General features: G+C 41.2%; 11 protein-coding genes and 1 tRNA gene. All 12 read left to right on the forward strand.

The window, feature by feature from the left end; translation table 11 throughout:
* Positions 1–104 precede the first annotated feature (104 nt).
* Positions 105–178: transfer RNA gene (locus H7U17_RS09805), tRNA-Pro, on the forward strand.
* A gap of 280 nt (positions 179–458) precedes the next feature.
* Positions 459–1,691, forward strand: a complete 1,233-nt coding sequence (locus H7U17_RS09810; RefSeq protein WP_186756525.1) for a site-specific integrase — start codon at positions 459–461, stop codon at positions 1,689–1,691.
* Between the two features lie 110 nt (positions 1,692–1,801).
* The gene (locus tag H7U17_RS09815) at positions 1,802–2,065 is read left to right on the forward strand and encodes a helix-turn-helix domain-containing protein (protein ID WP_186756526.1); all 264 of its coding nucleotides are present in this window, start codon (positions 1,802–1,804) and stop codon (positions 2,063–2,065) included.
* Positions 2,066–2,732: 667 nt separating this feature from the next.
* Positions 2,733–3,899, forward strand: a complete 1,167-nt coding sequence (gene uxuA, locus H7U17_RS09820) for a mannonate dehydratase (protein WP_186756527.1) — start codon at positions 2,733–2,735, stop codon at positions 3,897–3,899.
* A 911-nt stretch (positions 3,900–4,810) separates the two neighbouring features.
* Positions 4,811–8,062 carry a SusC/RagA family TonB-linked outer membrane protein gene (locus H7U17_RS09825; RefSeq protein ID WP_230981347.1) on the forward strand — a complete coding sequence of 1,084 codons (3,252 nt, stop codon included), beginning with the start codon at positions 4,811–4,813 and terminating at the stop codon, positions 8,060–8,062.
* Between the two features lie 13 nt (positions 8,063–8,075).
* Positions 8,076–9,974 carry a RagB/SusD family nutrient uptake outer membrane protein gene (locus tag H7U17_RS09830; protein ID WP_186756528.1) on the forward strand — a complete coding sequence of 633 codons (1,899 nt, stop codon included), beginning with the start codon at positions 8,076–8,078 and terminating at the stop codon, positions 9,972–9,974.
* Positions 9,975–10,011: 37 nt separating this feature from the next.
* Complete coding sequence (locus tag H7U17_RS09835) at positions 10,012–13,032, forward strand: SusC/RagA family TonB-linked outer membrane protein (RefSeq protein ID WP_230981348.1); 3,021 nt, start codon at positions 10,012–10,014, stop codon at positions 13,030–13,032.
* 17 nt (positions 13,033–13,049) lie between these two features.
* Positions 13,050–14,825: a RagB/SusD family nutrient uptake outer membrane protein gene (locus H7U17_RS09840; RefSeq protein WP_186756529.1), complete on the forward strand. Its 1,776-nt coding sequence runs from the start codon at positions 13,050–13,052 to the stop codon at positions 14,823–14,825.
* Positions 14,826–14,877: 52 nt separating this feature from the next.
* On the forward strand, positions 14,878–15,903 hold the full coding sequence (locus H7U17_RS09845; RefSeq protein WP_186756530.1) for a DUF5627 domain-containing protein: 1,026 nt from the start codon (positions 14,878–14,880) through the stop codon (positions 15,901–15,903).
* Between the two features lie 28 nt (positions 15,904–15,931).
* Complete coding sequence (locus tag H7U17_RS09850; RefSeq protein WP_186756531.1) at positions 15,932–18,070, forward strand: endo-1,4-beta-xylanase; 2,139 nt, start codon at positions 15,932–15,934, stop codon at positions 18,068–18,070.
* 77 nt (positions 18,071–18,147) lie between these two features.
* Entirely contained in the window at positions 18,148–19,404 is a 1,257-nt protein-coding gene (locus tag H7U17_RS09855; protein ID WP_222439173.1) for a glycoside hydrolase family 5 protein, read from the forward strand.
* A 27-nt stretch (positions 19,405–19,431) separates the two neighbouring features.
* Positions 19,432–20,589, forward strand: coding sequence for an endo-1,4-beta-xylanase (locus H7U17_RS09860; protein WP_186756532.1), 1,158 nt, complete (start codon positions 19,432–19,434; stop codon positions 20,587–20,589).
* The last annotated feature ends 81 nt before the right edge of the window (positions 20,590–20,670 follow it).

The following is a 20,670-nucleotide window of genomic DNA, read 5'->3' on the forward strand; positions in this document are numbered from 1 at the left end:
GTAGCGCAGCCTGGTAGCGTATCCCGATAGGGATCGGGAGGGTCGCAGGTTCGAATGGGAAAATAAAAAGAGTGTCTTTTTCTATTAAATAAAGACAAGAGAATCGGAGTGTAGCGCAGCCCGGTAGCGTACTTGCATGGGGTGCAAGGGGTCGTGGGTTCGAATCCCGCCACTCCGACAAAATGGGGTGCAATTCCCTCCAAAACCCTTCAAATCGTATGATTTGGAGGGTTTTTTGTTTTTTATACAACAAAAAACCACATACGATTTCAAAGAAAATGGGACCCATTCGGTGACCCAATTTAATTTTCTATTTTGGGTCCCATTTTAGGTCTTAAGTCGTTGATCCATAGTTTGTTCCAGATCTTGATTTTGGGGTGTTTTTAGGCCGAATTGAGCTTAAAAAACATTGGGTTTTGGGACTCTTTTTTAATGGTTCCAAGTTAACCGGAAATTGTATGAAAGACGCTAAAATACTTGGTATTCAGTTTGTTATTAAATCTTCCAAAGTGAACAAAAGAGGGCTTTCTCCCGTGGTGGCAAGGGTTACTGTTAATGGAAAGAGAATTGAGATTTCTGCAAACAAAGTAATTTCCCGATCAGAATGGGATTTTGGAAAAGGTAGGGTAAAAGGGAATAACCCAGAGTCCAGGTCCTCAAATCGCTACCTGGATTATATGCGCTCTAGAATACTGGAATGTTATCAAGAACTAATTATTGAAAAAAGGAATATTACCCCTGAAGCAATAAAAAATAGGTTTTTGGGAATCGAGGAGGAGGAGCATACACTGATGGAACTTGTTGATTTTCACAATAAACATAACATTGGTATTCTTGCTGAAGGTACACTCAAAAATTATAAGACTACTGAACGACATCTTCAGGAATTTCTAAAAACTAGAAAACGGAAGTCTGATATTCCCCTGTCGGAAATTGATTACAAGTTTATTACTGATTATGAAAACCACCTTAGGACATTCAAGCCAAAGGACCATCGAAGGAGGCCTGTTGCCAACAATGGTGTTATGAAACATTTGATCAGGTTAAAGAAGTTGATGACCCTGGCTTTTAAAATGGAATGGATGAAAAAAGACCCTTTTCTAAATTATAAGTTCAGGTACAAGAAGGTGGAACGTCATTTCCTAGAAATGGAAGAACTCAAGCGTATTGAAGAAAGGGAATTCTCTATTTCCCGTTTGGATTGGGTAAGGGATTTGTTCGTATTCAGTTGTTATACGGGATTGTCCTATATTGACTCTACCAACTTGACCCATGCAAATATAGCCAAAGGTATTGATGGGGAATTATGGATTATTTCCCATAGGAAGAAAACTGATGAACCGGTAAAGCTTCCATTACTCCCCAAAGCCATTGAAATTTTAGAAAAGTACAAAAATCATCCGAGGGCCAAAGCTAATGGTACATTGCTGCCACCTATTTCAAACCAAAAGATGAACAGTTACCTTAAAGAGATTGGAGACCTTTGCGAAATCCAAAAAAAGCTTACACACCATACTGCCAGACATACCTTTGCGACTACTATTACATTGATGAACGGTGTACCCATTGAATCAGTAAGTAAAATGCTGGGACATACAAAAATAGCTACTACACAAATTTATGCACGGGTGGTTGAGAAAAAAATAAGTAAGGATATGGGATTGCTCAGGACAAAGCTCTTTTTAAACTAAAGTCTAGTAGGGGAAAGGGGGACTTTACCCTCAAGTCCTGTCCAACTTGTGAATGTTTTTAAATGGCATCATTTAATTTCAAACCATATTATTCATTAAAATAATAAGTTATGGACATAGAAATTATCACTAAACAGGACTTAATGGAATTTAAGGAGCAATTTTTTCAAGAGTTGGACCAATTCCTCAAAAAGCAATCTGGAAAGCCTACAAAGCGATGGCTAAAATCTTATGAAGTCCGCGAATTATTAGGAATCTCGCCCGGTACTTTACAGAATCTAAGGATTAATGGAACATTACCATTTACTAAAGTTGGAGGCTTGATGTTTTATGACTTTGAGGATGTGAGGAGATTGATGGAAAGTGGGAAATAATAGCATCTTTTGATTTTTTTGTTCTAGTATTGAAGCAGTAGTACTTCTGTGATTTTTATGTACCGAGTTGTTGACCACTCGGTACTTATTTCGAACCGGTTTGCGGAGGATTTAGAAGTGAAAATGGGATTGATCTGGGAGTTGAAATAATACTGGGTTTGCCCTGTTTTGACTTTTGAGGATAAGTGTGAAAAATAGAAACTTCAATGAATTTAGTAAATTGATAGATTCACGGGATTAGTTTTATACAGCATTTAACCTGAATGATATCTCTTAAGGAGATCTATCGAATTTTTTCGATATATCAATGAAACTTCGTGCTAAGAAGTCAATGATAACCAAAGGACTGTTTATGGAAGTATGACCCTATAGGTTTATAATATAAAATTTTAATCTGTTTATTGGATTATTATCCTTGTATGAAAGATTTTCATGCCATTAGGATGAGTTTTTAATCTATAAGATGGAAGAAAAAGTAAAGGTATACTTTCATATAAGATTTATTTTTTGTGAATTTTAAAAGCCAATGGTAAAAGTCATTTTATAAAATGATCTATCATGAAAGTACAGTGCTTTAAAAGTCAACAAAAATTAAAAACTACCTGCATCCTGTAATTAGGATATAATGCAGGCAATATATTTTCTAACTTATAAACCTATAAATTCAATGAAAAAATTAGTGCAAAGTTGGCGCTGGTACGGGCCAAATGATCCTGTGAGTTTAAATGATATAAAACAGGCAGGAGCTACTGGGGTGGTTTCAGCGCTTCATCAAATCCCTCACGGTGAAGTTTGGACCAAGCAAGCTATTCTAGAAAGAAAAGAAATGATAGAAAATGCTGGATTGGAATGGAATGTAGTGGAAAGCTTACCCGTACATGAAGCCATTAAAACTAGGTCAAATATGTGTGACAGCTATTTGGAAAAATATAGGAAAAGTCTAAAAAATCTAGCTTCATGTGGATTAAACACTATTTGTTATAATTTCATGCCTGTATTGGATTGGACAAGGACACAGTTGGACATGAAGCTGGATTCAGGGGCTAGATCCCTATATTTTGACTGGGTGAATTTGGCAGTTTTTGATAAATACGTGCTCCAACGAAACGAAGCCCAAAATGATTATCCAATGAACATTTGGGAAAAAGTCGATAAACGGTACAAGAGCATGTCGGCAAAGAAAGTGGACAAGTTAACGGAAATTATTTTGATGGGCGTGCCTACGGAGAAGGGAGTGAGCTTAAGTGATCTTAGGTCAAGCATAGATATTTACAAGGAATTGGGTAGGGATGGTTTAAGGGATAACCTGTCTTATTTTCTTAGTAGTATCGCATCTATTTGCGAGGAAGAGAACATCAATCTAACCATTCATCCAGATGATCCACCTTTTGATATTTTAGGTTTGCCGAGGATAGCTAGGTCTAAAGAAGATTTGTTATATATACTACAGGCGGTGGATAAACCTTTCAATGGTATTTGTTTCTGTACTGGATCATTGGGTGCGGGCAGTCATAATAACCTGGCAGAAATTCTTCTTGCAGTGAAGGAAAGGGTCAATTTTGTTCATTTAAGGAATGTGAGTAAAGATCTAATGGGAAATTTCTATGAGTCAGAACACCTCAATGGTGATGTGAATATGGCTGAATTGATGGGGATTTTGGTGGACATGAATCAAAATAGGAGCAATGCTATTCCTTTCAGGCCTGACCATGGATACCAAATGTTGGATGATTTGACCAAGGAAACTAATCCTGGGTATTCTGCTATTGGTAGATTAAAAGGTCTAGCAGAACTTAGGGGGCTGGAATTGGGCATCATCTATGGAAAAACCTGATTTCTATATCCTATATTACCTACCATTTTGTATGTTAAATGGTTGAAATATTATAATTACCTATTCAAATGTTTGGTCGTTTGAGAAAAAATAGAAATATTTACGAATACTTGAAGTTACAACTATATAAAAGATAACATATATCTGTATTCAAGTAAGAGCATTACATTATATACTGTTAAGTATAACCCTATTTTCCTAAACTTTTTTGAGTCATAATAGCCATATTGGTTATTGTATAGAATATTCATTATTGCGATTGTAGGAGTAATAATGGGTACGTTTTTCTAGTATGCCTCAATATTTATGGTTTCAATGTTGATTTGTCAAATGGTTGAACCATAAATAAACCCAGAATGAAGTACATCATAACAGAATTTTTCCGAACAAGCCCTTTATTAAAAGGAAAAGCATCATTGTGGCCCTTTTTTGAAAAGGTTTTTCAATCTACTTTGAACCTCCTCATGGTTAAGGGTGAATCACCTTTTGTCAAATCGATGTTTATCGGTATAGGCAATTCTCAACATTATTTTAGCTAGAATATAGCTGGCTAGATTTCCCTCTACTTAATATTTCAAAAATTTCTTCTCTCACTAAACAGTTTCACTCCTTAAATCAATTTTCCTTTAGGTGTGGGAGTAAAAATGAGAAGGACATTTTAGTTTAAAAATTTATAAGTGTTGTAAACACACGGAATTTTGAAAAGGTGTAGAGATTTAATAGTTCAAAGGATACAAATAAAATTTCATCTAAATAACAAACCCAAAATTTCAATTATCCATGAAAAAGCATATCCAAAACAGCAGTTAAAATAGGTAGAATGACCTGATTTAAGCCCTGATGTCTAAAAATTCAAAAAGTTTAGAAGAAGGCAATTTTCAATTTTGATTTATACAAAACCTTGAAACAATATGGAAAAAGAAATACCCAGGCAAACTGAAAAGTTTTCCAAATATGTGGGGGGCTCCTTCTTATTGAAGTTGCTATTTATAGCAATACTGGCCATAGGCCCAAAGGGAAAGGCCCATTCCAATATTATTGGAAATGAAATAGGACCTCATTTGAAGGATGCAAATAACAATGAACCTAAGCATCCGCTAAAGTCAGATAGAGGTGAAGCAATAATTACTGAGGTAATTGAAATTAAAGGAAAAGTAGTAGATGGAGAAGGTCTCCCTATTCCAGGAGTAACTGTAAGAATAGAAAGTACTACAAAAGGCACTGTCACGAATATTGACGGGGAATATACTATTCAAGCAAATGAAGGTGAAACCTTGGTTTTTAGCTTTGTTGGCTTTAAGGAACAAAAAGTACAGGTAGGTTCTCAATCGATCATTGATATTGTATTAGAAGAGGATCTTCAATCATTGGATGAAGTAGTGGTTGTGGGCTATGCCGAACAGAAAAAGGAAACCATCGTAGGAGCAGTTACCCAGACCGATGGAGAAGTGCTCAAACGTACCGGTGGGGTTTCCAATGTGGGACAGGCCCTTACTGGAAACCTGCCCGGCGTGATCACCACATCAAGTGTGGGAACACCAGGGGAAGAAATGCCTCAGATCGTCATCAGAGGGCAAAACAGCTGGAATGGAAACTCACCTTTGATTTTGGTGGATGGAGTTGAACGTCCAGAGTTTTTTGCCAATATGGATATCAATTCTGTGGAGTCAATTTCTGTCTTGAAAGATGCTTCGGCTACAGCTGTATTTGGGTCTAGAGGTGCCAACGGTGTAATTATCGTAACCACCAAAAGAGGTCGTACAGGCAAAGCAGAAATTACTGCTAACATAAGCACCACCATGAAATCTGTTTCTAAACTACCCGGTAAGCTGGATTCATATGATGCTATTGGAGTGAGGAATCAGGCGATTGAACGTGAATTGTCCTTGAGTCCCAATAGCTGGGATGAGATGATTCCCCAAGATATGAGGTTAAAGTACCGCTTTCCAGCCAATTTGGAAGAAATGGAGCGGTATCCGAATGTGGATTGGCAGGATGTGGTCTTCAAGGATCAGGCAATGGCCTATAATGCGAATGTGGGAATCCGAGGGGGAACTGATTTTACCAAATATTTTGCCAGTATAGACTACCAATATGAAGGTGATTTGTTCCGAAAATTTGATACAGGAAGAGGCTATCAGGCAGGCTTTAACTATAATAGGATCAATTTTAGAAGTAACCTTGATTTTCAACTGACTTCTTCGACTAAGTTGGGTGTAAATCTTGGTGGTACCTATGGTGTTCGTCAAGCTCCTTGGGCCTATGATTTCCCCGAAAGTTATTGGAATTCTGCTTACAAAAGTCCGCCGGATGTTTTTTTACCTAGGTACTCGGATGGGGCTTATGGAACATATACCCCAGACGATTATGCGGTTACAAACTCTTTGCTAAATCTGGCTGCCAGTGGGGCGGAGTATATCACAGATACTCGTCTGTCAACCAATTTTGTCTTGGAACAAGATCTTGATATGATCTTAAAAGGCTTGAATTTTAGAGGTACTTTGGCGGTGGATAATTCTTTTCGGGAAGTGGACAGAGGGATAAATGACCTCTACAACAGCCCATTTACCAAATGGATTAACCCTTTTACAGGAGTTCCTGAATACAGGAATCTTTTGGATGGTAATACCCGATTTGATTTTGTCGAGGCGGTTACCTGGCAAAATGAAGGAGGGACCGTACAGGGAGCCCAGCGAAGAATGTTTTATCAGTTCCAGATGAATTATGCCGGCAATTTTAACGATACACATAATTATACCTTAATGGGCTTGATGAACAGACAGCAAGATGCCATTGGGAGTGTCATTCCTAGTTATCGTGAAGACTGGGTGTTCAGGGCTACCTACGATTATAAAAATAAGTATATGATCGAATATAACGGAGCCTATAATGGTTCCGAAAAGTTTTCACCCGAGTATCGTTTTGCCTTCTTTTCCTCAGGAGGATTGGGTTGGAATATCTCCGAAGAGAATTTTATCAAAAACCTATCCTTTGTAGACCGATTGAAGCTTAGGGCTTCTTATGGAGAAGTAGGTGATGATAATATCGGTGGAAGATTTTTATTTATGGATCAATGGGCCTATGGGGGCACATCCCAAATGGGAGTGATTGGTCAGTCTGGTGAAGACAGCCCTTATACCTGGTATAGACAAAATGCCATAGGAAATCCAAATGTACATTGGGAAACGGTTTACAAATATAATATGGGATTGGAATTTGGCTTTTTTAATGGATTGATTAATGGTAGTGTGGACTGGTTCCGCGATAATAGGGTGGATATCCTAATGTCCAGTGGTCGTTCAGTACCCAGCTACTATGGAGCCAATGCCCCTGCAGCCAATTTGGGTAGGGTAGAGACAGAAGGTTATGAATTTACCATAGGCCTGAATCATACCTTTGATAGCGGGATCAGACTTTGGGGCGATTTCTCTATGACCCATGCCATCGATCAGGTGATTAAAAGAGATGATCCAGAATTGCGTCCTGATTATCAGAAAAACGCAGGCTATCAGCTTGGTCAGTACCGCAGCCATATCAGTGCGGGCTATTATAATACTTGGGATGAACTATATGGCAGTCCTCAGCATAATACCAATGACCTGGCTAAACTTCCAGGAAGCTACTATATCGCTGATTTCAATGGAGATGGGGTAGTTGATTCCTTTGATTCTGCTCCTTATGGCTTTTCTGGCGTACCTCAAAATACCTACAGTACCAATGTAGGAGTGGAATGGAAAGGCCTGAGCTTATATCTACAGTTTTATGGTGTAAACAATGTGACCAGGGATGTTTCATTGACCAGCTTGGCGGGAGGTCTTAATATAGTTTATGATGAAGGAAGCTATTGGTCCAAAGAAAATACCGGTGCAGATTCACCATTGCCTAGATGGCGGTCACAACCTTCCAGCTATAATAATGGTCCAAGGTACCTCTATGATGGCTCCTACCTGAGACTGAAGAATGCGGAAATCGCCTATAATTTCCAGTCAGATTGGGTGAGGAATCTGGGCATGAACAATATGCGCTTATATATAAATGGCAATAATCTTTTGCTATGGACGGATATGCCGGATGACAGGGAGTCCAATTTTGGAGGACCTTCTTATCAAGGTGCCTATCCTACTGTTAAAAGAATCAACTTGGGTCTAAATGTTACATTCTAAACGAGCCAATCCAATGAACAAATATATAAAACCATTAATGAGGGGATCGATTTGGATAGCGATGTTTTTGATCGTTACCTCTTGCGAAGACTATCTGGAGAGAGCACCGGAATCAATTATTTCAGAGGAGCAGGCCTTCCAAAATTTCACTAACTTTCAGGGCTATGTGGAGGAATTGTACCATTGCGTACCCAATTTTACTTTGTCCAATTGGGTAAGTTCCTGGAACTGGGGAGAGGATGAAATCGAGTCTACAGCTGGTACTTTTACCTTTTCCTATAACGCAGACCGAGGGAATTTTTGGGCTTGGCAAATAGAAAATGGTGCAGGAAATAATGGGTGGTTGGATGCCTCCTCAGCAAATACTGATAGGAATCATAAAAATAAAGGACTCTGGCCGTTAGCCTGGTATGGTATACGCAAAGCCAATATGGGATTGGAAAATCTTTCCCTGATGACAGATGCCACTGAAGAAGAGCGGCAGTTGATTGAAGGACAGTTATTGTTTTTCAGGGCTTGGTTCCATTTCTCCTTGATCCAGTATTTTGGGGGACTACCTTATGTGGATCAAGTCTTACCCAGTGACGAGCAGTTGACCTTACCACGCTTAAGTTATCAAGAATGTGCCGATAGGGTGGCACAAGACTTGGAAAGAGCTGCCGAATTACTGCCGATTGATTGGGATGATACCACAACAGGAAGAAGGACTTTGGGTAAAAATCAGCTTCGGATTAATAAGATCATGGCTCTGGGCTATTTGGGTAAAAATTACCTTTGGGCAGGAAGCCCCTTAATGAACTCCGTATCTACGGGAAGCGAAACTTATAATGTAGAATATTGTAAGAAGGCTGCTGACACTTTTGGTGAGCTATTACAACTCGTAGAAAGTGGGGAAACCCAATACGCCTTATTGCCTTTTGATAAGTATCATGATAATTTTTATACCACAAGTCAAAACTGGGCCTTAGCCGGGGGGACTGAGGCTATATTTAGGTCGACGTACTACTCTGCCAATGATACCCACTGGCGAATTTCAAAGCAGTATAAACCAACCTTCATGGATGAAGGTGATCCTACAAATTTCTATCCTACTGCCAATTATGTTCATGATAATTTTGGGATGTCCAATGGCTTGCCCTTGCCGGATGATATTACCCAAGTAGATGCTGAATCGGGCTATGATCCTAACTATCCATGGAAAGGTCGTGATCCCCGTTTTTACAAGGCGATTGTTTATGATGGTGTAAAAGTGGTTCAAGGGGCCATTCCAGATCCCAATCAGGAAGTTAATCGATATGCCAACCTCCATACGGGAGGTAGCTATAGAGAAGTGGTGACAGGCAGCCTTTCAGGATACGCCAATCGTAAATTCTCTCCACTGACAGCCAATAAATATGATAGGGCCTATGATTGGGGAGTTGCTTTACATATCAATGTGCCTTATATGAGGCTGGCTGACATCTACCTGATGTATGCAGAGGCCACTTTGATGGGGTATAACAGCATCGCTGCCACTTCTTCGACCTTTGGGAAAACGCCATTGGAGGCAGTAAATGTAATTCGTGACCGTGCCGATATGGTTGGTGTCCATGATAAGTTTTTAGGGTCAATAGATGTGTTTTTACAAGAATTAAGAAGGGAAAGAGCAGTGGAATTGGCTTTTGAAAGACATCGATTTAATGATCTTCGCAGATGGATGCTTCTTATTGAGGAGCCTTATACCACCAAAACTTCATTTGAGTTTGATAGGTCAGGGGAATTCAATACCGATGACCCTACCCAAAACCGCATTGTGAACATGAGGGAGGAAGTGATCATTGAGCGAAATTTTACTTCCAAGCATTATTGGTTGCCGCTCAAGCTAGCTGATGTGAGCCTATATCCTGAATTCAATCAAAATCCGGGATGGTAGTATCAGTTTTTTTGTCCCTTTATAAAAATGAACAAACATGATGAAATATATAAAAATAGCTTTGCTCTGCTGTGCATATATGGTGCTGTTTCCACTGTGCCTTATTGCGCAGGAAACAATGAAAATCAGCATTGATCCGACGATCAAAACAAGTTCAGGCGAACCTGTCCGCGGTGCTATTGTCAAAAGTGACCAGGATGGGTACTCAGCAGTGTCTGATAGTTTGGGAACAGTCCATTTGGAAGTAACCCTAAATACCTATTTAGGGGTAGAGGCTCCAGGTTATGAGACTAAAATACTTCAAGCGCATGCTGAACTGGAAGAAATTGTATTGTTCCCTTACCTGGAGGGAGAAGAAGTTTTGGTGGCTTTCCAAACCAAGGATAAGAATGATTTGATGGGGGGAGTATCATCTGTAAACATGTCAGAGATCATGGATAAGAATTACATCACCTATCCATTGGATGGTATGGAAGCTTTTGTAGGTGGATTTAATGGAAATTTATGGGGAAATAGCAGTTATTTGACACTTGTAGATGGTGTTCCCCGTGATATTGGTAGTGTGATGCCTACTGAAATAGCACAGATTACATTTCTAAAAGGGGTGAATGCAATAGCTCTTTATGGCAGTAGGGGTGCGAAAGGAGTTTTACTGATTACAACCAAACGTGGTGTAGCCACTAAGCAGACGATTGATGTCCGTACTAATATTGGCGTGAACGTGCCCAAAAGTTACCCTAAATACTTAGGGTCAGCTGAGTACATGAGCCTGTATAATGAAGCCAGGTCAAATGATGGTTTAAGTCCTCTTTACAGTGAGGAAGAAATCTATAATCACGCTTCCGGAAAGAATCCTTATCGTTATCCTAATGTGGATTATTTTTCAGAGGACTATTTACAAAAAGCCTATACCCGATATGATGCCACCATGGAAATCCAGGGCGGTAATGAAAGTGCGAGGTATTATACCAATGTAGGCTTTTGGTCTGAAGGGTCTGTCCTAGATTTTGGTCAGGCCGCAGAAAATGGCAATGAAAGGTTCAATGTACGTGGAAATGTGGACCTCAACCTTAATGACTATATTTCTGCCAAGGTTGATGCGGCAGCCATCTTTTATAATGGAAAAGGAATCAATGCGGATTACTGGGGTGGATCCGCTACACTAAGACCTTATCGTTTTGCACCCTTAGTGCCTATTGACATGTTGTCTCCCGATGATGAAACTGCTCAGAATTATGTTCAGAACAGCCAACATTTGATCGGTGGGAAGTATTTGTTGGGAGGGACCCAACTGGATCAAACCAATCCCATTGCCGGAAGTTATGCAGGTGGATCTTCAAAATATACCAGTAGGCAGTTCCAGTTTAATGCCGGCCTAAATGCCGATTTAAGAAATGTATTAGAGGGTCTTTCCTTCAGTTCACTTTTTGGACTGGACTATGCCACTTCTTATAACCTGTCATTCAATAATGACTATGCTGTTTACCAGCCTAGCTGGACGAATTATAACGGGATGGATGAAATTGCCGGCTTGACCAGATATGGACAGGATGCCAGCTCCAAAACCCAAAATATCAGCAATAACTGGTTTAGACAGACCCTGTCATTTTCTGGTCAATTGAATTACCAGAAAAGCATCGATAATAAACACCATATCTCTGCGATGTTGGTTGCCAATGGTTTTCAGACGGGTGAGTCCGGGATCTATCATAAGGTGAGTAATGCCAATCTTGGAATCCACGGTAGTTATAACTATAAATCAAAGTATTACCTGGATTTCAGTGGGGCGATGATCCATAGTGCCAAATTGGCCCCAGATAACCGCAAAGCTTTTTCCCCTACTTTGGCCCTGGGATGGAGACTTAGCGAGGAGGACTTTTTGGCTTCCTCTTCAGTGGTGGATGACCTGAAATTATCTGTGTCAGGAGGAATACTTCATACCGATCTGGACATTAATGAATATTACCTATATGAGGGTATATACACGGATGAAGGTTCTTGGTACGAATGGAAAGATGGATTGAATAATACAGCCACTGATGTTAGAAGAGGGCAAAATTATGATCTTGGATTCCCAAAAAGAGAGGAAATCAGTGTGGGACTGGATGCTTCCCTGTTTGATAGATTCTTGACTTTGAATGGTTCCGTATTTGTTAGTAAAATGACCGGGTTGTTCCTTCAGGACAGTAATATTTACCCTAACTATTTTGTGACCGGATGGCCGATCTCTTCATGGATACCTTATGTAAATTATAATAATGATGAAAGAAGAGGATTCGATTTTCAATTGAACTTGAACAAGCGGATTGGACAGGTGGATTGGAGTTTAGGCTTCTCGGGCATTTATTATGATACCAAAGCTTCCAGAAGGTCAGAAAATTTTGAGTTTGATTACCAAACTAGAGTTGGAAAACCCTTGGATGGTATTTGGGGGCTACAGAGCTTGGGCTTTTTCTCTGGGATAGATGATATAGAAAACTCCCCAGAACAAGCTTTTGGTGAAGTTAAACCGGGAGATATCAAATACAAAGACCAAAACAATGATGGTATTATTAATGCCCAAGACGAGGTATATCTTGGTAGAGGAGGTTGGTCTGGTGCTCCATTGACCATGGGCATTAACCTATCAGCCAAATATAAAAACTTCACCTTTTTTGCTTTGGGAACTGCCCGCACTGGAGCCTATGCCATGAAGACCAATAATTACTTCTGGGTCAATGGGGATGACAAGTACTCTGAAGAGGTGAGTGGTAGATGGACAGAAGCTACAAAGAATACGGCTACCTTCCCACGTCTGACTACATTAAATGGAGCCAACAATTTCCGTAATTCGGATTTTTGGATGTACAGCACCAATCGTTTTGATTTAACAAGGGTGCAAGTTTCCTATTCATTCCCGAGCAGTATGTTTGGTCAACGCTTCTTGAAGGGGCTGGACATCTATGCCAATGGTGCAAATCTGCTGACCATAGCCCCAAACAGGGATATTTTGGAGATGAATATTGGCAGTGCCCCGCAGACCAGGTTTTATAATATTGGTGTTAAAGCGAAATTTTAATAAGACCCAAAATGAACATGAGAATAAATCTTAAAATAGCAGCTATCATTACAGGATTAGTGGCTTTGACAAGCTGTAGTGATTTAATTGATCCGGCATTGGAGAATATCCAAAGCAAGGAACTGATAAGGGAAAGACCGGGTATGATACAGGGGCTATTGTTGAATGCCTATTTAAGGATTCCTACCAATGGTTATAATTTCAGTGAAATGGCGACTGATGATGCAGTCAGTAATGACCTTAACAGTGGTTTTTTGAATATGGCTACTGGTCAGTGGGCATCGAATAACAATCCAGTGGACCGGTGGTCTTCCGCCAATTCAGCTATACAGTACCTCAATGAGATGTTATTGGAGGTAGGCAATACACAATATGCCTCCAATCCCAATGTCAACCAAATGTTTTTGGACCGTTTGACTGGTGAAACCTATGGTTTGAGAGCCCTTTTTATGTATTACCTTTTACAGGCCCATGGAGGTATCTCAGGTGGTGAATTATTGGGAGTGCCCATCTTCTTGGAACCACAATCTGTAGATTCAGATTTTAATATTCCAAGGGCCACTTTCGATGCCTGTATGGAACAGCTTTATGCAGATGTTAATAAAGCCTTGGAGTTACTGCCTACGGATTATTATAATATCAGTAATGAGGGAATGATCCCTTCAAAGTATAGGGAATTCGGAGCACAGGTCAGTGAGTATAATAGGGTGTTTGGAGACGATGCGAAACAATTGGTTTCTGGAAGAATTGTTATGGCCATCAGGGCACAGGCAGCCTTGTTGGCGGCCAGCCCATCTTTTAACCTTGACAATGACCAGACCAAATGGGAAGATGCCGCTACCTATGCTGGAAGTTTATTGAATGATATCGGAGGGGTAAGCGGACTGGATCCCAATGGCGTGACCTGGTATAATAATACAGGGGTCATTGATGCTTTGGGAGCAGGAAACAATCCCCCTGAAATTCTTTGGAGGGGATCTATAGGAGGTCCTACCAATAACTTGGAAACACAGAACTTCCCTCCAACGCTTTATGGAGAAGGGTTGGTCAATCCAACACAAAATTTGGTGGATGCCTTTCCTATGGCAAATGGTTATCCTATATCAGATCCGGCCTCAGGATATACGGAGGATACACCTTATGCCAACAGGGACCCAAGGTTGGCCCAGTTCATATTATTGAATGGAAGCACAGCAGGACCATCAGGGATTACGATCAATACTGCATTGGACTCAGACACCAATGATGGGCTGAACAAGGTAGAATCATCTACCCGTACGGGGTATTATATGCGCAAACTGCTACGTCAGGATGTAAACCTTGATCCTGTAGCCAATACAAGCCAAAGACACCTTCAACCTAGAATGCGGTATACAGAATTCTTCCTGATTTATGCTGAGGCTGCCAATGAAGCTTGGGGGCCGATGGCCAGTGGATCTTTTGGGTTTTCGGCCTATGATGTAATCAAGGCCATCCGGGAGCGTGCAGGAATAGGTATGGATAATGGAGATGCTTATTTAGAGTCGATCAAAAGCGACCAAGCAGCCATGAGAGAATTGATCCGTAATGAACGTCGCTTGGAATTGTCCTTTGAGGGATTCCGCTTTTGGGATTTGCGTAGATGGAAATTGGACTTGACCGAGACCGCTCGAGGCATGCGCATTGAAAATGAAGATCAATTTTCTGTTATCAATGTGGAAAATCGGGTTTATCAGGATTATATGATTTATGGTCCGGTACCTTATGGCGAGCGTTTGAAATTCAGTGCGCTTCAACAGAATACCGGTTGGTAATTGATATGAAAGCTAAGAACAATTGGTTGTAAGAGAATTAAAAGCAAAAACAATGAAAAAGATACCATATATATTGATAGCGATTGTCTTGATATTTTCATCTTGCGAGAATGAGGATTGGGAATTCCCGGACTTTGATTACCAAACGGTATACTTCGCTTACCAATTTCCTGTCCGTACGATCACTATGGGGGAGGATATTTTTGACACTTCCCTAGACAATGAAGGGAAGTTTAAATTGATGGTGACCACCGGCGGAGTATATTCTTCTCCAAATGATGTGTCTGTGCAGATCGAGGTGGACGAATCATTGGCCGAGGGACTGTTATTTGAAGAGGGAGGAGATGAAATAGAAGTCTTGTCTTCAGAATATTATCAGTTAAGTTCTGAAACGGTGACCATACCACGTGGAGAGATTGCAGGAGGGGTTGAGGTACAGCTGACCGGGGCCTTTTTCAATGATCCTAGGGCCATAAAAAAGACCTTTGTACTACCTGTAAAGATTACTGGAGTAGCCAATGCGGACTCTGTTTTGTCTGGAGTTCCGGTGGTAGAAGACCCCAAGAGGGCCATTGCGGAAGACTGGTTCCCTGCACCCAAGGACTTTACATTGTATGCTGTTAAATACGTAAATGAATGGCACGGAAATTATCTGCGCAGAGGAAAAGATATAATCACTGGAAAAGACGGTGTGATCATCGATGAAACCATTATTAGACATGAAGAAAATGTGGAGGATGACGAAATCAATGAGTTGCTTACCCAGTCTCTTTCTGAAGTGGTGTTTCCATTAACTCTAGCAGGGGAAGGTGGAGAAAATATTACAGCTGATCTATTGTTGACTTTTGATGATCAGGGTAACTGCACAGTTTCTGCCGCAAATGATGGCTATACAGCATCTGGAAGTGGAAAATTCGTAAAGGATGGTGAAAAATCCAGTTGGGGAAATCAGGATAGAGATGCGGTTTACTTGGAGTATGAGATTGATTTGCCCCAAATGCAGGTGGCCTCAGTGGATACTTTGGTGCTGAGAGACCGAGGAGTAGGAATGGAGGTATTTAGTCCTGTGCTGAAATAATCTATTGATGAATTAATCCGAGACTAACATGAAAAAAAGATATATCAATATTCTAGGCGGAGTAGCCTTGTCATTAACGGCATCCTGTGTGGATTATGTGTCCACAGATGAATACCAGGTCGAAAAACCGGAAAGTATAGCCCTTCAAGAAGAGCTGAATTCCTATAATACCCTTAAGACATATATAGATAGTATCGCTAATCCAGATTTTATTCTTGGAGGTGCGGTGAGTCAAACTGAATATGCCGATAAGGGTGTTTTGTACCGACTGATCAATAGTAATTTCCAAGAGATCACTGCGGGATATGGTATGAAGCATGGAGCAGTGGTACAATCCGATGGAAGTCTGAGCATGGATGCCGTCAATGCCATGTACCAAGCGGCAGCAGAGGCCGGAACTTCGATTTATGGTCATACCCTCTGTTGGCATGCCAACCAAAATGCGGGCTATTTGAATGGGCTGTTGGAGCCGCTTGTGGTGAATTCACCTGCTTTTTCCAATGAATTGGACCTGAGCGGACTTATGGCAGGAGATCTTGCTGGCTTTTCTACTAATGGTGATGTATCCATCATCGAGAATGAAGGCATGGGAGAAGGAACGTCCGCCATTAAATTGACTGCTGGTGCCAGTGTGTCTTCACCAGGAGACCTTCAGTTCGTTATCCCCGGTATTCCTTCTGAAGTAGGAAAGGAATATGAAATCGTAGCCTATATCAAATCAGATATACCAGGTGAGGGCAGAATAAGTTTTGAAGGATTGGAGAATAATGAGCCCGAGGTAGATTGGATGGGGACAGGAACGGCTTCGGCTACTTTCCAAACTTCTATGTCCTGGAAGGAAATCAGGTTTAGCCTAAGTGATTTTCAAGGAGATTCCTTCAAATTGAAGTTTGATATGGGGTATAGCCCAGGGGTTACCTATTATTTGGATATCAATAATCTGTATGTTTTTGATCCTAATGGAGAACCTGTGATCAATAACCTTGTGGCGGACGGAGATTTTGAATCCGGTACCGGCTGGGGAGGCTGGGGTAATGGTTCTACTCGAGGTATAACGGAAGACGGAATGGGATTTGGAGGAGAAGGCAAAGCCTTTTTTGTGACCAACCCTTCTGTTACCGGAGGCTTCTGGGAAGTACAGACCGTTTATGGATTTGCTGAGCCGCTTGAAAATGGAGAAACCTACAAATTGAGTTTTTGGGTTAAAGGTGATGCCGAGGGAATTATCCGTCCTGAATTACAAAGCCCTAATTATTCTTCCAATGGTTTTGGCCAGGTGATGGTTACCAGGGAATGGCAGCAGGTAGAGCTGACTACAACGGCGACTGCTGATGATAGAGAACGACTTATTGTGAGTTATGGAGAATATGCTGGTACGGTGTACATTGACAATGTAGTTTTGAGCAGTGCCTCACTTTCTGGGGGAAGTACCACTTTAGTACAGAAAACGCCTGAGGAAAAAGAAGCTATCATTTCTGGAGAATTGGAAAGATGGATATCAGAGATGGTTACCAACAGTGCTGAGCATGTAAAGGCCTGGGATGTGGTCAATGAGCCAATGGATGATGGAAACCCTTACGAACTGAAAACAGGGATTGGCAAGACTGATATGGCAGCCGATGAATTCTATTGGCAGGATTATTTGGGTAAGGATTATGCTGTTCAGGCCTTTAAGTGGGCCAGGGAATATGGGAATCCTGATGACCTTCATTTTATCAATGATTATAACTTAGAATATAATCTGGATAAATGTCAGGGAATCATTGATTATGTTGCCTATTTGGAAAGCCAAGGGGCTCAGGTGGATGGCATCGGCACACAGATGCATATTGGTATTGATTCCAACAAGCAAAATATCGCAATGATGTTTGAAATGCTGGCTGCGACTGGAAAGCTGATCAAAGTTTCTGAGCTGGATGTTAGGGTAAATTCACCTAATCCTACACCCGAAATGCTGGAACAGCAAGCTGAGATGTATAAATATGTGGTGGATACTTATAATGAATATGTTCCGAAAGCGCAGCGCTATGGCATTACGGTATGGGGCATTACAGATAGTCCTGATGATGCCTCATGGCTGCCAGGAGAGCGTCAGGGACTTTGGGATCTTAATTTTAACCGAAAACCAGCCTATGTTGGTTTTGTAGAAGGACTTCAAGCATTATAGATAGGGGTTGAGCCGGTGATAAGCCTCTTGGCTATCACTGGCTTTTTTTTTCTGTCATAAATTAGACTTTGCTTCCTATGAATATAAAAAATGCCACTTATGTGGGCGGAATTATCATGTTGTGGCTTTTTTTTGGGTGTAGCACGACCGATGACCCTTTTCCAGATCAGAAGGAAAAGGAAGAAGAGGATGAAGTTTTAGCCATCTCTTGGCCCAAGCCGATACAGCCATTACATGTAGAAGGTAGGTTTTTGAAGGATCCCTGTGGTAATTCTGTGAACCTTCATGGAGTGGCCATGACCCCAAGCCCCTGGTTCAACGGGGGACATGTAGGGGAATGGCGATGGAATAATTATGATGTGGACGCTTGTCTGTCTTATAACAAGTCTGTGATGGACAAGTTCTCTTCTGGAGATGAGGAGGGCTGGTACCTGAATTATGTTCGTTTGCATATCGATCCTTATTGGTCCAATACACCGGGGGAACCTATTCCGGAAAATGATATTTCACGATTTGATTTTGATCGTTTTGTCACCGCTGTGGACGAGGTCATTGTGCCCTTGATTGATCATGCCAAAACAAGAGGAATGTATATCATTCTTAGGCCTCCAGGGGTTTGCCCTCATCAAATTGCTAAGGGAGACGAGTATCATAAATACCTGATGACGATTTGGGACCATCTTTCCCAACATCCAAACCTTAAAAATGCAGAACATGTGATGTTTGAATTGGCCAATGAGCCAGTACATATATTGGGTACAAATGGTGAATATGGCAGCGATACGCCCGCCCATTACGAAGCCTTAAATCAGTTCTTTCAGCCTATAGTGGATAAGATTAGGGAGAATGGTGCGGAAAACATTCTTTGGATACCCGGTTCAGGATATCAGTCCCATTATCGGGGTTATGGAGATTATCCCATTGAGGGAGAAAATATCGGCTATGCCGTGCACTTGTATCCCGGCTATTGGGGCCAGGATCTCAATGATCCCACAGTTCTTCGAGAGCAGTGGGAAAGAAATTTCAAACCTGTTGCTGATTTTGCGCCAATAGCGGTAACGGAAATCGATTGGGCTCCTGAGCAATATGGTGTATGGGGCAAAGGGGGCATTACCGGTGTAGCCAATGGCTGGGGCTTTGGCGCCAATTTTAAGTTGTTGGCAGATGAAACGGGCAATGTCAGTTGGAACCTACTATCCCCGGAAAACCTGATCGACAGGGGAGATCCGGAGGGAGGTATTGCTTATGATGCTGACCCGGATGCCTGCGCCAAACCGGTAAATGAGTGGTTTAGGGAATATGCTAATGAAATGAAAATATGTGCAGGAGAATAAAACCTTAATAATATTAAATTACATAAAATGAGCATTCAAGTTATTCAAAAGCGATTAGGCTTTATACTTATTTGGGGAGTGTTAGTGGCGGTCTGTTCCTGCAGTACTTCAGGAGAATCTCTAAAAACCACTCCTGCAGCTTTAAAAACTGCTTTTCAAGAGAAGTTTGTAATGGGTACAGCACTAAATGCATGGCAAATAACCGGTAGGGATACCTCCTCTATTCAAATTGCAAAAGAACATTTCAGCGGCATTGTTGCTGAAAATATTATGAAAAGCGGTCGGATACAGCAGCGTGAGGGAGAGTTTAATTTTGAACTGGCTGATCAGTTTGTGGAATTTGGGGAGGAAAACAATATGCAGATCCATGGCCATACGCTTATTTGGCATTCTCAGGCTCCCAGATGGTTCTTTACCGATGAAGAAGGGAATGAGGTGTCACCAGAATTGCTGACTGAGCGAATGCGCAAGCACATCTATACTGTAGTAGGGCGTTATAAAGGTCGGGTGCATTCCTGGGATGTGGTCAATGAGGCCATATTGGATGATGGAAGCTATAGAAAGAGCAAGTTTTATCAAATTTTAGGCAAGGACTTTATCAAACTGGCCTTTCAGTTTGCTCATGAAGCTGATCCGGATGCAGAACTGTATTATAATGATTTTTCTATGTCCCAAGCAGGTAAACGGGAAGGTGTGGTCAAGATGGTAAAAGAACTTCAAGAGGAAGGTATTCGAATAGATGGCATAGGTATGCAGGGACATATCAGCTTAGAACATCCGGAAATTGAAGCGTTCGAAAAGAGCATGCTCGCCTTTTCTGATTTAGGAGTGCAGGTCATGGTTACCGAATTGGATCTTTCTGTGCTTCCTTCCCCATGGAGAAATAGGGAAGCGGGAGCCAATATTTCGGATAATGCGGATTATGAGGACAAGATGAATCCCTATCCAGACGGAATGCCGGATAGTGTGGCACAGGCTTTTGATAAACGATACTTGGAATTTTTTGAGCTTTTCCTGAAACACCAGGATAAGGTTTCCAGGGTTACCCTATGGGGGATAAATGATGGTAATTCTTGGAAAAACAATTGGCCGGTAAGAGGGAGGACAGATTATCCCTTACTCTTTGACCGGGAAAATAAAGCAAAACCCATAGTGGGAAAGCTTATAGAACTAGCCAAGCAGTAAATGTTAAACAGGAGCAACTATCAAATGAAACGAAGAAGTAAACTCAACTCGACCTACCAAAATGTCCACGATAGCCATCGG

Origin of the sequence: Echinicola salinicaeni (genome assembly GCF_014280965.1) — a bacterium.
Lineage (GTDB): Bacteria > Bacteroidota > Bacteroidia > Cytophagales > Cyclobacteriaceae > Echinicola > Echinicola salinicaeni.